This window comes from Candidatus Zixiibacteriota bacterium (assembly GCA_040753875.1).
Lineage (GTDB): Bacteria > Zixibacteria > MSB-5A5 > GN15 > FEB-12 > DATKJY01.
Genome location: JBFMDV010000018.1, coordinates 1 through 14,644, shown reverse-complemented (window position 1 = coordinate 14,644; position 14,644 = coordinate 1). Strand labels below are relative to the sequence as shown.

The following is a 14,644-nucleotide window of genomic DNA, read 5'->3' as shown; positions in this document are numbered from 1 at the left end:
AGAGAAATGCGGCATGCAACAACAGCATTCGTCTTATTGATGGTCCTTTCTGCTTCGGCATTGAGCGAACAACCAGACACGACGAAATCGACACCCACTCACTATGACGTCATCCTCCTGAACAATGGCGCCATGATCAAAGGGACAATTGTCAACCGCGTCGAGGGGGAAAAGGTCACTGTCAGGCTTCAAGACGGCAACACAATGGACGTCCCGTTCAAGAAAATTGCAGCGATCACAACCTCCGACACGGACTACGAGGCGCGCCATAAAACGATCCTCGATTCACTTGCGGCGCTTCGCCCGGCAGAAAGCCACTTCAGACCAATGTATCAGCTTCAACTGGGTGGACAGGTCGGCTCGGAAGACCGGCTGGGCGGTTTTGCCGCTGTCGGTGGCGGGGTAATGACGCCACAGGAGTTGTTCGCCGGACTGACTGTCGGTGTCGATCGCAACAGCGAGGGAACCTACGTGCCACTCATGTGCGAGCTGGACTTCTTTTTCAAAGGGCATTCGGTAGCACCGTTTGTATTCTTCTCCGCCGGCTATGCGATCGGTTGGCTCGACAATTACCCCAGCGCTGATTTCGGCGGGTTCCGTATTCACGCCGGACTCGGCGTGCGTCTTCCGCTTTCGCCGAACGTCTGGCTGACCGGCCGGGGTGGCTATGTGAGCCAGCAGGTGGGCAAATCCACCACCCCGGTGGGCACCAAAATGGATTTTCTGGGATTGTCGGCGGGGCTGTTGTTTTGACGGTGATCGACTACCTACCAGGAGAATATGCACAAGCTCAAGGGAAACACGTCCTTCTAAGGTAGGAAAGGCCAGGTGAGAGTTGGAGTGCATGTGATAAAAGCGGCAATTCTGACCGCTGTGGCCACCGTCACTGCTTATCCCCTCGACTTCGTTGACACTTGGCGCTTCCCGGAGAACGAGCAGTACGGATATGTTTGCTTGAAGCCGGCGACTGATTCCACGCATGGCTCGTTTCTGATTGTTCGCTATACAGGTGCTGGCTCCTCATACCAAAAACCATACCTGGTGATTGATTCACTCGGCTCGTCGACACCGCCGCAATTGTGTGATTCGTACGCCGTCAGCTATACCATCTGTGAAAACGATTCGGCACGCCTCGTCGTCGCTTATTTTGATCACGCTCCCAGACATGATACAATCATGACCTACTTAGATAATCCTTCGAAAGTATTTCCACGCGGTGTCATAAAGATGCCTGACAATCGCGTGTTCTGCCTGAGCGGGTACTGCTTCATTCTGCATGATTCCATGCTCTGCTGGGAGGCGATGGCTGGCTTTCGCGAGTTCGTCGAGGTTGGCAGGATTGGACCGACCGGCTCCTACATGAGTCGGTCATGGCATCTCTGTTCACAGCACCCCAGCTTTGCCAACGATCTCTCTCACGTGTTGTTCTCAGCATACATGTGCGGTCCACCTCATCCTTCAAGCGAATGGAACACGAGGATATTGGCGTATTACCCTGATGCAGATACGGTGCTCCTGCTTTTCCACAGCGAAGCGTCTTGTACAAACCCACAACGGCGCAGTGTCGCAAGTAATATCTACTGCTTGGCGGTTGATTCACGTGGTTCTATCAATCTTGCCAGGCTCCACGGTGATTCGCTCGTCTTTCTGACTTCGTTTAGTCCCCCTGAGTCAGTCTGTGACTACTATCTGTATCAAGATTCAGTCCTGTTGTTCACTACCAGGGGTTGTTTCGGACCGCCAGGCACACGCCGGTGGACCTTGATCGAGGGGAACCCGCCGTTGATTCGCCCTTCTCGCTAATACAATCGATACCCACATATCAGCTGACCTGTAATTGTACTTTTTCGTCTCCTCGCTGTCATCTATATTCCCCGCCAAAAAAGGAGTCCAATATGTCTGACCGCATTCAACAATGGAAGCATGAGCGCGAATCCCTCAACGACATTGTCCTCAAACACGATGACCTTAACATCAAACGGTTCTTCGGCATCGATACGGCCGTCTACCGCGATGGCGCCCTCGACGCGAAAACCAAGGAGATGCTTGGCCTGGTGGCCTCACTGGTGCTTCGATGCGATGATTGTATCACCTACCACACGATCCGTATAGCCGAACTTGGCGTGAAGGACAAGGAGTTCGATGAGGTGATGTCGATTGGCCTGGTCGTGGGCGGCTCCATCACCATTCCGCACCTCCGCCGCGCCTATCGGACCTGGGAAGAACTGAAAGGCTGATCGCAGATCGCCGCTACGCCTTCAGTCCGTCGAACAACAACGATACCAGATATTCGCCCGATGGCCTCGCCCTTGCTTTTTTGTCCGAGAATTCGTGCCCGATCAGTGCGCCGAAGAATATGGAGACCACATAACCGGAAAGCTCGGCATTGACATCCCCCCGAATCTCGCCGGTTTTCTCTCCGCGGTCAATGATCTCCCTCACGTATTCGTGAAAGTGTCTCTCCAGATCGATACCCTCGATCCGCACCCCCGCGTGCGCGCTGGCGTTGGTCACAAAGAGATAGAAGATCTTCTCCGATGGAAACAGCTTGGCGTTCACCACCACCGCGTGATATAAATGCATGAGCCGGTCCCGCGCCAGCACCGCTTTTTCACGGCTCCTTACTTCCCGGATCCAATGCGCGAGGTAATCATCGAATACCAAAATGGCAAACTCCAGCAGGTGACTCTTCGATGGGAAATACTGAAAGAACGAGCCCTTGGATATCCCCGCCTCCACACAAAGCCGTTCCACCGGCAGACCATCGTAGCCATACGTACCGAACAGTCTGATCGCCGCCTGGTAGATCAGGTTCTTCTTGTCCGGTGGCAACCGTCGAAAACGGTCCGTAATAATCCTCCGCCGAACCAACTGGACGACAAGGTTTTCATCTATCATGGTCGTATCCGATAGTGACCAATTGGTCACTGAATAAATACTATAGCTATATTATTCTCCACGCAAGAGAAAATTCGTTTGACCGGTCTGTCGCGACCATCGTATATCTGTGGGGCAAGAGAGTATGACGGGAGATCACGGAAAGGAATCTTGAGTATGGGTAAAGTACGCGTAGCCATCATTGGGGTGGGAAACTGCGCCTCCTCGCTCGTGCAGGGCGTGGAATTCTATAAGAAGGCCAAGGACGATGATTTCGTCCCGGGCATCATGCATGTCAATCTCGGCGGCTATCACATCCGCGACGTTGAATTCTCGGCTGCCATCGATATCGACAAAAACAAAGTGGGCAAAGACCTGTCGGAAGCCATCTATACCTGGCCGAACTGCACCTATCAGTTTTGCAAGGTCCCGAAATCAGGCATCACGGTGCAGCGTGGCATGACGCACGATGGTCTGGGCTATTATCTCTCGCAGATAATTGAAAAAGCCCCCGGCGATACGGTGGATATAGTCAAGCTCCTCAAGGACACCAAGACCGATGTCGTCGTGAATTACCTGCCGGTTGGTTCCGAGGAAGCCACCAAGTGGTACGTGGAGCAAATTCTGGAGGCCGGCTGCGGCTTGGTGAACTGTATCCCGGTGTTCATCGCGCGGGAGCCGTACTGGCAGAAGCGGTTCAAGGAGAAAGGGCTGCCGGTGATCGGTGATGATATCAAGTCTCAGGTCGGCGCCACCATCGCTCACCGTGTCATGACCCGTCTCTTCTGCGAGCGCGGCGTCAAACTGGAGCGGACCAGCCAGCTCAATGTCGGCGGCAACACCGACTTTCTCAACATGCTGGAGCGTTCACGCCTGGAGTCCAAGAAAATCTCCAAGACCAATGCCGTCACCAGCCAGTTGCCGTACGAAATGCCTCCGGGCACCGTTCACATCGGCCCCTCGGATTACGTCGAGTGGCTGTCCGACCGTAAGTGGGCCTACATTCGCATGGAAGGTACCACGTTTGGCAACGTCCCCCTGAACATCGAAATGAAAATGGAGGTCTGGGACAGTCCGAATTCTGCCGGCGTGGTCATCGATGCCGTCCGGTGCTGCAAGCTGGCATTGGACAACGGCTTATCCGGCGCCATGATCGAACCCTCGGCGTATTTCAAGAAATCACCGCCGGTGCAGTTTACCGATGAAGAAGCGCGCCGCATGACCGAAGAGTTTATCACCAAATACGGCTGGAAGCATGCCACGAAGCCCGAGAAGAAAATGCGGGTCGCCGCGAAAAAGCCGGCTCCAACTGCTACTGCCAAACGCGTGGTCAGAAAGAAAAAATAAGTTTGGCTGACAACTGGTTCTGACTACTTTAACCGGCGATGACAAATCGCCGGTTTTTGTTTGGTCAAAGAGGGCTGAACCGAGAGAATAGCAGATGAAACAGGCAAGCCTGTTTGTGACGTTCGAGGGGATAGATGGCTGCGGGAAATCTACTCATGTCGCCCTCGCACACCGCTGGCTGGTCCAATGGGGATACAACGTCGCAACTTTGCGCGAGCCCGGTACGACCGATGTTGCCGAGCAGATTCGCCGCCTGCTGCTGGATAAGAAGATGAAGATGACACCCGTAACGGAACTGTTGCTCTATGAGGCGGCACGTGCCGATATCACCGCGCGCCAGATCGCCCCGCTGCTCAAACGAAACCAGATCGTCCTGTGCGACCGCTACTTTGACAGCACCACCGCGTATCAAGGGTATGGCCGCAAGCTGGACATCAAGATGGTGAAATTCCTGCATTCGGTGGCCGTGGGGCCGGTGAGGCCGGATCTTACTTTGCTGTTCGATGTCGACCTGGCCACCGCGTTCGCTCGCCGCGGCAAAGAACTGGACCGGCTCGAATCGGAACCGCGCGCATTTTTCAAACGCGTCCGCGCCGGATTCCTTGAGATCGCCCGCCGCGAACGCTCCCGCGTCAAAGTGATCGATGCCGCACGACCGATAGAGGTCGTTTTCGAAGATGTCAAACGGCATCTGAAAAAGAAACTCGCCATCGCATGACACCGCCGACCGTCCACCCGCGCTCCGACATCATACGCTCGGCGGTCCTTTCCTGTCTGATCATTCTCATTGCAGGCGGTATGGCGCTGGTCGTCCTGTCGGACCGAGACCTGAAAGAAGCGTTCATACTGCCTCGAGTCGCCGCCGAGATTGACCATGCCTACCCAGAACCGGTGGATTGGGAGAAAGCCGCCAGTGCGGGTCGCGAAAGCATGTACGATATGCTGGACCGATTCTCGTTTTATGTCGAGCCGCGGCAGCTCCGCCAACTGGACGAGGAAATGTCGGGCGGCTACGGCGGTATCGGCGTCTCGGTCATCCGCCACGATCTCGGACTGCTCGTCATGTCGGTGCGAGAAAACGGACCGGCCGCCGCGGCCGGTGTGCTCACCGGCGATCTGATCTTCAGCGCCGACACGGTCATGCTGGCCGGGATCGACCAGGACAAGGCATCGTCGCTCTTGCGTGGCGTCGATGGCTCCCGTGTGAAACTCGGCCTCTTGCGAAACGATCATCTGGATACCTTGCATATCGAGGTGACCAGAAAGCGCATCCAGTTCCAGCATGTCCCGTACGCCGGGTTTACGCCGGACACGGTCATGTATGTCCGGCTTGCCGATTTCGATGCCGGAGCCGCCAAAGAACTGGAGCACGCGCTCGACTCGCTGCTGGCCATTGCGGGAATGACTCCTCATGGCCTGATACTGGATTTGCGCGGCAATCCCGGCGGGCTGTTCTGGGAAGCATATCATACCGCCAATCTCTTCCTCAACAAAGGTCAGTTCATTGTCGGGACAGAGGCTCGTTCTCGCTGGCAGGAGGAAAAGCACTTTGCCACCGGCCCAGACCACCTCAAAGGATTGCCTATGACAGTCCTCGTGGATCGTGGCTCGGCGTCCTCCTCGGAGATTGTGGCGGGCGCTCTTCGCCAATTGGGTCGGGCCTCATTGGTGGGCGACACGACCTTCGGCAAAGGTCTGGTGCAGGGGTACACTCGGTTCCCCGATGGCAGCGGCTCTCGCCTCACCATTTCGCGATATTTTCTCGAGGGTGGCCTGTTTCTCAACCGGTTCGACTCCACTCTCAGCGATACCGGCAATGGCCTCGTTCCCGACCATGTGATTCCACTCCCCGAAAATGAGCCGTACCTGCGAAACCTGGAAAGCTCGCTCCTGTTGCAGCGGTTCGCATCGGCATTTCAGGACCTGATTATTGGGGATTCGACCCCCTTCATGCACACCTACGCCTGGCTGGACAGCCTCAAGCGGATGGCCGAAACAGATCAGTTCTCTGCCCGTACGCCGCTGGTACTGTCCGCAGAACAACTCGTGTCTGTCGCACGATCGGACAAAAGCTCCCCGGCACTCTCGCGTGTTGCCGATCGGATCGCGGCACTGGCCCGTTTCGACGAACTCAACCAACTGGATACTCACCAGGATTATATCCGCATGCGGGTTCGCAAACTGGCTTACGAGCGTAAATTCGGCCTTACCCGTTCGTACACTGATGTCATTGTCCGCGAGCGCCCGGATATCCGCTTCGCCGCCTCGCTCGTGCGAGGGAAATCTTAATGCCCGCGATTCTCGCACTCATCGGCTGCGGTCTGCTGGCCGGCGTTCTGGGCGGATATCTGGGTGTGGGTGGCGGCATCGTGATCGTGCCGTTCCTCACTCTGGTTATGGGGCTGGACATCAAGGCGGCCGTGCCGGTGTCGGTGGCGGCCATCGTCATCAATTCACTCGCCTCCTCGAGCGAATACCTCCGGAACGGGATGGTGAATCTGGAACTGGTGGTTGTGCTCACCATTTCGATGGTGGTGGGGACGATCATCGGCAGCATGCTGCTTACGGTAGTCGCCTCGACATATATCAAACTGATCTTCGCCGCCATACTGGTATATACCGCCATAACGTTTCTGCGCGGCAAGGAGTCGACCGGGCTTGCGCCATCGATCGACCATAACGGCGGACGCATGCGGCTCTGCGGCTTCCTGTCGTTTTGTGGCGGGATACTGGCCGGGCTGGTCGGGATCGGCGGCGGCGTGATCGTCATTCCCCTCATGTTTCTGGTGCTCGGTGTGCCGCTGGGAATCGCCCGTGGAACTTCCTCGTTTATTGTTGGCTTCGCCGGCGCCGCCTCAGTGAGCATCTATTTTACGAGCGGCCTGGTCGACCTCTCCGTCGCCCCGGCCGTCATGTTTGGGACAGTCCTCGGCGGCAAGGTCGGAGGTTCACTCGGCGCCGTGGCGAAACCCAGAGTGGTCAAAATATTGTTCTTCGTACTGCTTCTGTATACGGCCGTGCGGCTGGCGTTTGGCGCCATCGGAGACCTCAGGTGACCTCGACATCGCCCCTCCTCGTTCGCGTGGACCGCCTCTCCTGGTATTTCTTTGCCGGTTGGTTTCTTCTGGCCAGTCTTCTGCTTCTGGTGCGCCCCGAGTGGGCTCACAGCTTGGCATTCTGGGGTATCATCCTGATCCTGATCAATACGCTGTTGCGCATTGTCCTTCTGGCCGTTCATTTCCGCGCCGCACATAAACAGGTCATGTATCTTCTCTGCTGGCTGTTGTGCGGCATTCTTGGCGCCAGTGTCGTGATTCAGTTGCTGATAAGGAGATAGCGTGCGGACGGTCGTGTTCTGCGATTTCGACGGCACCATCGCCACGCGCGATGTCGGCTACTCTCTCTTCAAGCATTTCTCGAATGGCGAGAATGCCAGATTGATACCGGATTGGAAAGCCGGCATACTATCAAGCCGCGACTGCCTGCGGATGGAGGCGGCCATGGTGAAAGCGCCGCCGTCCGAGGTCATCCGTTTTCTCGATCAGTTCGAGATCGACCCGGGATTTGCCGCATTCGAACTGACCTGCCGGCAGCAAAATGCCGAGTTAATTGTGCTCTCCGATGGTCTGGACTTCTACATCAGGCATATTCTGGAGAAATTCTCTTTGCACCATTTGCCGGTACGCTGCAACATCGGGCTGCTGCACGACCATGGCCTTACCGTCCAGTTTCCCAATCTCCCGCACACCTGTCGGCGATGCGGCACGTGCAAGGGGGAGCAGATCGATACCTACCGGGCGCAACTCGCCGAGCCGTGTCGGGCGGTGTTTGTCGGCGACGGCTACTCCGATGTCTGCGCCGCGCGTGCTGCGGACCACGTACTGGCAAAGAAGGATCTGGAACAATATTGCCTTCGACAAAAAATCCCCTATACTAAATACCATGATTTCTTTGATGTTGCCCGACTGCTGGTCGAGCATGGCTATCTGGCCCGATAAACACTGCACTATTGACGAGGGGAAAGACCGGTGAAAGCGCTCATCATGGCGGGCGGCTTTGGTACCAGGCTCCGCCCGCTGACAGTTAACATTCCCAAGCCGATGGCACCGATTGGCAACGTGCCGATGATGGAGCATGTTGTCAAGCTGCTGGCGCGACACGGCATCAGTGATATCACATCGCTTCTGTATTTTCAGCCGGAGTCGATTCGCAACTATTTCAAGGACGGCGCCGCGTTCGGCGTCCGGATGAACTACTGCCTGCCGGAGGATGATTTCGGAACGGCCGGCGCCGTGCGATACGCCCTGCCCGACGCCAGGGAACCGGTCATCGTCATCTCCGGTGACCTGGTGACCGATTTCGATCTGACCGCCGCCATCACCTGGCATCGTCAGAAACATGCCGAGGCCACGCTCCTGCTAACCCGCATGGAGAACCCGCTGGCCTATGGGATCGTGATTACCGATGCGGATGGCCGCATCGTGCGGTTTCTCGAAAAACCGTCCTGGGGCGAAGCCTTCTCGGACACCATCAACACCGGCATCTACATCCTGGAGCCGAGCGCTATCGAGCTCATCCCCAGAAACACCAATTTCGATTTCTCCCAGAATCTGTATCCCATGATGCTCTCCAGGCAGATGCGACTGTACGGGCGGATCATGGACGGTTACTGGAGGGACGTCGGCAATGTTGATGAATACCACCGCGTGCATGTTGACCTGTTTGCCGGCAGTGTGAAGCTACAGATCGACGGCGAAACGCCCGGTTCAGTACCCCCGCGAGTTGTTAAGGGGAAAAACGTGCGCCTGGAGCCGGAAGTCGAGTTCGGCGGCACGGTGATTCTGGGAGACGATGTCCAGATACAGGCGGGGACCCGCCTGAACAACTGTGCCATCGGCCAGCGAAGCCGCGTCGGACGCGGTTCCCAGATCTTCAATTCGGTCGTCTGGTCGGATACCGTCATCGGCGATGACTGCACCATGAACGAGGCTATCGTATGCAGCCGCAACCGCATTGGGCACAATGTTCTTCTCTCCGACCGGGTGATTGTATCGGATGATTGCAGTATCGGCGATGGCGCCACGGTTAAGACCAACTGCAAGATCTGGCCCGGCAAAACCGTCGACGAGGGGGCCACGGTCTCCACCTCTGTCATCTGGGGTGAAAAGTGGAACCGCGAGCTGTTTACCGATTCCAAAGTGACCGGCATCGCTTTGACGGAAATTACACCCGAAATGACAGTCCGACTTGGCACAGCGTTCGGCGCCTTTCTGGGTCACGGCGTCAGTGTGGTCTCCAGCCGGGATGCCTCGGACATCTCGCGTCTGCTTCGCCGTGGTTTGATTTCCGGTCTGCTGGCCGCCGGAGTCAACGTTTCGGACCTCGAAACCATGCCCATTCCGGTGGTTCGTTACGAACTCCGCAAAGGGAAATATGCTGCCGGTATCTATGTCCGTCATAATCCGGATGATTTTCGCCAGATCGATTTTATTCTGTTCGACGGCTCCGGCCTGGATATGCCCACCTCGCGGCTCAAGAAGATCGAGCGCAACTATTTCGGCGAAGAATACGAACGCGCTTCGATGGACAAGATCGGCCATCTGGATAGGCCGCCGCGCATCCTTGATGATTACCGCCAGGAATTTCTGAGTGGGATCAACGCCGAACTGATTCGTCAGGCCGGATTCAAAGTGGTGATCGACCACTCCAACGGCTCTTCCAGCCAGATCTTTCCCATGCTGTTTTCTCTTCTGGGGATCTCCGCAACTGAGCTCAACGCCACCCTGAACCCGCGCAAATTCTCCACGTCGCCGGCCGAACAGGCCCAGGCGATTGTGCAGTTGTCCGCGATTGTCACCTCCCTCAAGGCGGACATTGGTTTCATAGTCAATTCCGCGGCGGAGAAGCTCACTGTTGTCGATGATCTCGGCAAACCGATCGACAGCCAGCTACTATTGCTCATCGTCACCGATCTGTACGTGCGCATGTACAAGCCGCGGAAAATTGCCGTGCCGGTGGTTGCCTCGATGGGGGTCGAAGAGATCGCGCGCCAGTACGGAGCCGAGGTGATCCGCGTGGCCAACGACCACCGCGCCATGATGGAAGTGCACGCCCGAGGTGAGGTTGATTTTGTCGGCGGTACCCGCGGCGGATTTATCTTCCCGGGATTCCAGATGGGGGCTGACGCTATGTTGGCGGCTGTCAAGATTCTCGAGATGGTGGCACAGACCCGCAGCCGATTCAGTGAGCTGCGGCGCACCCACGAGCGCTATATCCGCCAGAGCGCCTCGGTGCCGTGTCCATGGTCCAAGAAGGGGACCGTCATGCGGCGACTCATCACGGAATCGAACGACAAGCAGCGGCAGCTGATCGACGGCGTACGGATATTCGAAGAAGACGGCTGGGTGCTAATCGCTCCCGATCGCCTGAGAGCCTCGTTCAATATCCTGGCGGAATCCAACTCACGCGAAACCGCCACCCAGCTTTTGAACCGATGGCGGACGTTTGTCGAAGAGTCTCAGTCCAACTGAGCGAATGGCCGACCCGGCAGGTTTTGTGTCGCTGAAAAGAATATGACCGCCCCGTTGGTGCGAAGCGGTCATGAATGATAGGTTGGGAACTATTCTAAAGCTCGGCTGACTGGCTTTGGTCTGAATCAGCGCGGCTTCAGGTAGTTATATGGGACTTACCGAGCCAAAGTTTCAAAAATGTTGTTAGATTCACGCTACGCCCGGCGTCCACTTGCCTCTTGCCCGTAGCCGTTCTCGTATTATCTTGTCGTCTTTGAAGATACCCGGACACCACGACCGGTAATAAAACTCCAATTGGGAGCCTGCGATGGACTACAAAACGCGAACAAAAGTTGCCGCTATATTGATCGATGACAAAATTCCGGTCGACAGCCGTGTCATTATTCTGGGATGGGTGCGCACGCTCCGCGAAAGCAAGGAAGTCACGTTCATTGAGATCAACGATGGCTCCTGCATGCGGAACATCCAGGGGGTGATTCAAAACGCCGCCGACTTTCCGATACTGAAAGACATTCTCACCGGCGCCTCGGTTCGCCTGGAAGGGAAACTGATCCTGTCGCAGGGGAAAGGACAGAAGTATGAGATCGCCGTCCAGAAGCTGGATTTGATCGGCAAAGCTGATGCAACTTTCCCATTGCAGAAAAAAGGGCACACTGTCGAGTTCCTTCGCGAGATTGCCCATCTGCGCCCACGCAGCAACCTGTTCGGCGCTGTCAACCGCGTCCGCTCGAAGATTGCCTATGCCATTCATCAGTACTATCAGGAGCGCGGCTTCTACTATATCCACACGCCGCTGATTTCCGCGTCCGACTGCGAAGGTGCAGGTAATCTGTTCCGAGTATCCACCTTTGACTTCAACAAAATTCCTCACAAGGATGGCGCTATCGATTGGAGCGCCGATTTCTTCGGCTCGGAGGCATATCTAACGGTCTCGGGACAATTGGAAGGGGAACTCCTCGCCACATCACTGGGCGACATCTACACGTTCGGTCCCACGTTCCGCGCCGAGAACTCCAACACCAGCCGCCACGCCTCCGAGTTTTGGATGATAGAGCCGGAGATGGCGTTCGCCGAGCTCGAGGACAACATGGATCTGGCGGAGGATTTCGTCAAATTCCTGTTCAAGTTCGCCCTGGAGCAGTGCGGCGAAGACATGCTCTTTTTCGAGCAGCGCGTGGACAAAGACGTGCGGAGAACGCTTGAAGGAGTTGTCCAATCCAAGTTTGAACGTCTGACCTACACGGAGGCTATCAAGATCCTTGAGAAATCCGGTCAGAAGTTCGAGTTCCCGGTCGGCTGGGGGATCGACATGCAATCTGAGCACGAGCGGTATCTGACTGAGCAGGTGTTCAAACGTCCGGTGATTGTGTACAACTATCCGGAGAAGATCAAAGCGTTCTACATGCGCCTTAACGACGATGGCACCACTGTCCGCGCCATGGATGTCCTGGTCCCGAAAGTGGGGGAGATCATCGGCGGCAGCCAGCGCGAAGAGCGGCTCGACGTTCTTTCCGAGCGCATGAAGAAGACCGGCATTACCAATCTCGACGCTTATTACTGGTATCTGGATATCCGAAGGTACGGAACGGTTCCACATTCCGGCTTTGGTTTGGGTTTCGAACGAGCGCTAATGTACATGACGGGCGTCTCCAACATCCGCGACGTGTTGCCATTCCCGAGAGTGCCCGGGTGGGCGAAGTTTTGAGGTTTGGCTGGTCGAAGTCCGTAATGCTCGGTTAGTAGTTGAAAAGTCATTGCGAGGCGCCGCGCTTCGTGACGCTGAAGCAATCTCGGCTGTTGAGCCATAATGTGACAAGAAATTACTTTAGCTGTGTGACGTTAGGGGTTGTTAGCACAGGTGAACACCAAATCAGTATCCAGAGTCGGTCCTTTCTTTGATCCACCTCGCTTTCCGATCCAACGCAGGTCGGTTATTGTCGTTGCGGACATCCTTGGATATACGCAGATAGTAGAGGGCAGCGCACGATTTGATCAAAGCAAACCGAATCTGGAGTCCATATATCTTGTTCTATGGACGTCCTCGGTCTTTGCCGGTGATGCGGAGAAAGTAATATAAAAAAGCGGTATAACAAAAAAATTAACCTGACTGGAACAGCTATGTGCTAATCCGAACATTCGGTGTTACGCAGAACGTTTATTTAAATACCAACGTTCTGTGCGCCGCATGTTCCAGCAGGTTATTTTTGCCGTTCGGCGGCTTACCTAACAAAACGGGAATGAGTCGTTATGAATCATCAAGCATATTCTTGGACGTCATTCGGAATCTTAATGGGGATAGGATGTATTGCTTTATTCTTGGCTCTGCCTCGCCCGCTCAAGCCAGGATATTTCATCATTTCTGTCTCTGTATTAGGGGTTATTGTAGGAACGGGATTATTTTTTTCGAGAAGCGTCGGTCTAAAAACCCTTGTTTTCAGTAGCGATCTCTTACATGGCAATCTACAGCAACTACTTCAAACATTGGGTCGGGCTATTTTGATAGGTGTTGGATTAGGAACGGTCATTTTAGTTGTAATACGTTTTCTTTTATTATCTGTCGTGCCAGAAATACGGCTACGATTCACCGCAGAGTCCAGTCTTGAAACGTGGAAGAGAGTCGTGATTGCATTCGACTCGGCTGTTCTTGAAGAGATTGTTTTCCGTTTATTTCTATTATCGTCGTTGGTGTGGATCGTGAGTAAAAGTTGGCAAATACAAAAGCCGCCAACTCCAGGAATATTTTGGATAATCAACGCGCTGATCGCCATTGGATTTGGTATAGCCCACCTACCACAATGGTCTGCAATTACACCTTTAACTCCATTAGTAATATTGACCGTTGTGCTTCTCAATAGTATAGGTGGGTTGACGTTCGGTTATCTCTTTTACACAAATGGACTGGAAGGAGCAATAGTGGCACATTTCGTTGCTGATATTATGCTTCATGTGGTTGGGCTTCGTTTCCTACAAACCTGACCGTCCAATAAAACGCCGCCGAACAAAGCGTGCACCTGACGTGTGGGAGTCTGCGTGATTTACAAGCATTTTTCTGGCTTCGAGTTTTTCCTGCTCCCAAGCAGAGTCCACGCCCGCCCACACGCAGGTAACGCAAACCGTTGGGCCGACGATTAGGAGCAACAGATCGCAGCTATGAGATACGAGTCGAAGCAAGCGCTGATGGACGATATCCGAACCGCGCACGATTCGCTGTGCGCGCGGCTTGCGGAGATTCCGAAGGCGCGCTGGCACGAGCCCGGCGTATGGGGCGACGGGTGGACTCTGTGTGACCTTGTTGCCCACTTGGCGGAGTGGCAGCACATGTTCCTGGGTTGGTACGAAGATGGCCTGCGGGGGGCGACGCCCGAGATGCCCGCGCCAGGGTTCAAGTGGAGTGAGACGCCGCGACTCAACCGAGCGATATGGGAGAAGCACCGTTCGCGGTCTCACGTGGCGGTCCGGGCCGAGTTCGATTCTGGCTACAGCCGGATTGTCCGCATCGTCGAGGCCCTCTCACCCCAGCAGCTTCTCAGGCCGGGCCACTTCGCGTGGACCGGCGAGCATCCGGTGACGACCTATATCGGACCGAACACCGCGAGCCATTACCGGTTCGCCATCAAGGCGATCAAGCGCTGGCTGAAAGACGCGCCGGGAAGTGGCACATCGGCTACGCGGCCCAACAAGCGCTTGCAGCCGACGAAGGCGCGGACGAGGACGGCGCGAAAGGGAACCACGCGCCCGCGCCTTCGCGGCTGAAGCGCAGGGCGTTGGGCTGCACTGCGAATCATGTGAAGCCCACAGAAAATGACGGTGGTTCTATGTCTGATGAGTTCTTTCTCTCTTTCGTCGTACCGTTCATCTTCTTGGCAACAGGAATCGTGCTTCTTATCAGC

The 14,644-nt window shown here is 55.5% G+C and carries 14 protein-coding genes; 13 read left to right on the top strand and 1 reads right to left on the bottom strand.

Annotation, left to right across the window (positions count from 1 at the left end; all coding sequences use genetic code 11):
• Positions 1-6 precede the first annotated feature (6 nt).
• The 3 genes from AB1644_06355 to AB1644_06345 all read left to right on the top strand — a co-directional run bounded on the left by AB1644_06355 (position 7) and on the right by AB1644_06345 (position 2,237).
• Positions 7-753 (top strand): hypothetical protein, encoded by a 747-nt coding sequence (locus tag AB1644_06355; protein ID MEW6050668.1) that lies wholly within the window; start codon positions 7-9, stop codon positions 751-753.
• Positions 754-846: 93 nt separating this feature from the next.
• A complete protein-coding gene (locus AB1644_06350) occupies positions 847-1,803 on the top strand; it encodes a hypothetical protein (protein ID MEW6050667.1) in 957 nt (318 codons plus the stop codon).
• A 92-nt stretch (positions 1,804-1,895) separates the two neighbouring features.
• Positions 1,896-2,237, top strand: coding sequence for a carboxymuconolactone decarboxylase family protein (locus tag AB1644_06345; GenBank protein ID MEW6050666.1), 342 nt, complete (start codon positions 1,896-1,898; stop codon positions 2,235-2,237).
• A gap of 13 nt (positions 2,238-2,250) precedes the next feature.
• On the opposite strand, the gene AB1644_06340 is transcribed toward AB1644_06345, so the two are convergent.
• A complete protein-coding gene (locus tag AB1644_06340) occupies positions 2,251-2,898 on the bottom strand; it encodes a TetR/AcrR family transcriptional regulator (GenBank protein ID MEW6050665.1) in 648 nt (215 codons plus the stop codon).
• Positions 2,899-3,054: 156 nt separating this feature from the next.
• On the opposite strand from AB1644_06340, the gene AB1644_06335 reads away from it, so the two are divergent.
• From AB1644_06335 to AB1644_06290, 10 genes are all read left to right on the top strand, one after another.
• Positions 3,055-4,224, top strand: a complete 1,170-nt coding sequence (locus tag AB1644_06335; GenBank protein MEW6050664.1) for an inositol-3-phosphate synthase — start codon at positions 3,055-3,057, stop codon at positions 4,222-4,224.
• 94 nt (positions 4,225-4,318) lie between these two features.
• Positions 4,319-4,942: a dTMP kinase gene (gene tmk / locus AB1644_06330; protein MEW6050663.1), complete on the top strand. Its 624-nt coding sequence runs from the start codon at positions 4,319-4,321 to the stop codon at positions 4,940-4,942.
• Entirely contained in the window at positions 4,939-6,513 is a 1,575-nt protein-coding gene (locus tag AB1644_06325; protein MEW6050662.1) for a S41 family peptidase, read from the top strand. Before tmk ends, AB1644_06325 begins: the two co-directional genes overlap by 4 nt.
• A complete protein-coding gene (locus tag AB1644_06320) occupies positions 6,513-7,280 on the top strand; it encodes a sulfite exporter TauE/SafE family protein (GenBank protein ID MEW6050661.1) in 768 nt (255 codons plus the stop codon). Before AB1644_06325 ends, AB1644_06320 begins: the two co-directional genes overlap by 1 nt.
• Positions 7,277-7,561 carry a hypothetical protein gene (locus AB1644_06315; protein MEW6050660.1) on the top strand — a complete coding sequence of 95 codons (285 nt, stop codon included), beginning with the start codon at positions 7,277-7,279 and terminating at the stop codon, positions 7,559-7,561. Before AB1644_06320 ends, AB1644_06315 begins: the two co-directional genes overlap by 4 nt.
• 1 nt (position 7,562) lies before the next feature.
• The gene (locus AB1644_06310; protein MEW6050659.1) at positions 7,563-8,222 is read left to right on the top strand and encodes an MtnX-like HAD-IB family phosphatase; all 660 of its coding nucleotides are present in this window, start codon (positions 7,563-7,565) and stop codon (positions 8,220-8,222) included.
• Positions 8,223-8,252: 30 nt separating this feature from the next.
• Complete coding sequence (locus AB1644_06305) at positions 8,253-10,754, top strand: sugar phosphate nucleotidyltransferase (GenBank protein MEW6050658.1); 2,502 nt, start codon at positions 8,253-8,255, stop codon at positions 10,752-10,754.
• A 307-nt stretch (positions 10,755-11,061) separates the two neighbouring features.
• Complete coding sequence (gene asnS / locus AB1644_06300; GenBank protein ID MEW6050657.1) at positions 11,062-12,459, top strand: asparagine--tRNA ligase; 1,398 nt, start codon at positions 11,062-11,064, stop codon at positions 12,457-12,459.
• Between the two features lie 542 nt (positions 12,460-13,001).
• Positions 13,002-13,730 (top strand): CPBP family glutamic-type intramembrane protease, encoded by a 729-nt coding sequence (locus AB1644_06295; protein ID MEW6050656.1) that lies wholly within the window; start codon positions 13,002-13,004, stop codon positions 13,728-13,730.
• 174 nt (positions 13,731-13,904) lie between these two features.
• The gene (locus AB1644_06290) at positions 13,905-14,507 is read left to right on the top strand and encodes a ClbS/DfsB family four-helix bundle protein (protein MEW6050655.1); all 603 of its coding nucleotides are present in this window, start codon (positions 13,905-13,907) and stop codon (positions 14,505-14,507) included.
• Positions 14,508-14,644: the final 137 nt, after the last annotated feature.

What these genes read in the sequence shown, in the direction of transcription:
- AB1644_06355 (MEW6050668.1), top strand. Translation starts at nt 7, where the DNA reads ATGCGGCATGCAACAACAGCATTCGTCTTATTGATGGTCCTTTCTGCT.
- AB1644_06345 (MEW6050666.1), top strand. Translation starts at nt 1,896, where the DNA reads ATGTCTGACCGCATTCAACAATGGAAGCATGAGCGCGAATCCCTCAAC.
- AB1644_06340 (MEW6050665.1), bottom strand. Translation starts at nt 2,898, where the DNA reads ATGATAGATGAAAACCTTGTCGTCCAGTTGGTTCGGCGGAGGATTATT.
- AB1644_06335 (MEW6050664.1), top strand. Translation starts at nt 3,055, where the DNA reads ATGGGTAAAGTACGCGTAGCCATCATTGGGGTGGGAAACTGCGCCTCC.
- tmk (MEW6050663.1), top strand. Translation starts at nt 4,319, where the DNA reads ATGAAACAGGCAAGCCTGTTTGTGACGTTCGAGGGGATAGATGGCTGC.
- AB1644_06325 (MEW6050662.1), top strand. Translation starts at nt 4,939, where the DNA reads ATGACACCGCCGACCGTCCACCCGCGCTCCGACATCATACGCTCGGCG.
- AB1644_06320 (MEW6050661.1), top strand. Translation starts at nt 6,513, where the DNA reads ATGCCCGCGATTCTCGCACTCATCGGCTGCGGTCTGCTGGCCGGCGTT.
- asnS (MEW6050657.1), top strand. Translation starts at nt 11,062, where the DNA reads ATGGACTACAAAACGCGAACAAAAGTTGCCGCTATATTGATCGATGAC.
- AB1644_06295 (MEW6050656.1), top strand. Translation starts at nt 13,002, where the DNA reads ATGAATCATCAAGCATATTCTTGGACGTCATTCGGAATCTTAATGGGG.
- AB1644_06290 (MEW6050655.1), top strand. Translation starts at nt 13,905, where the DNA reads ATGAGATACGAGTCGAAGCAAGCGCTGATGGACGATATCCGAACCGCG.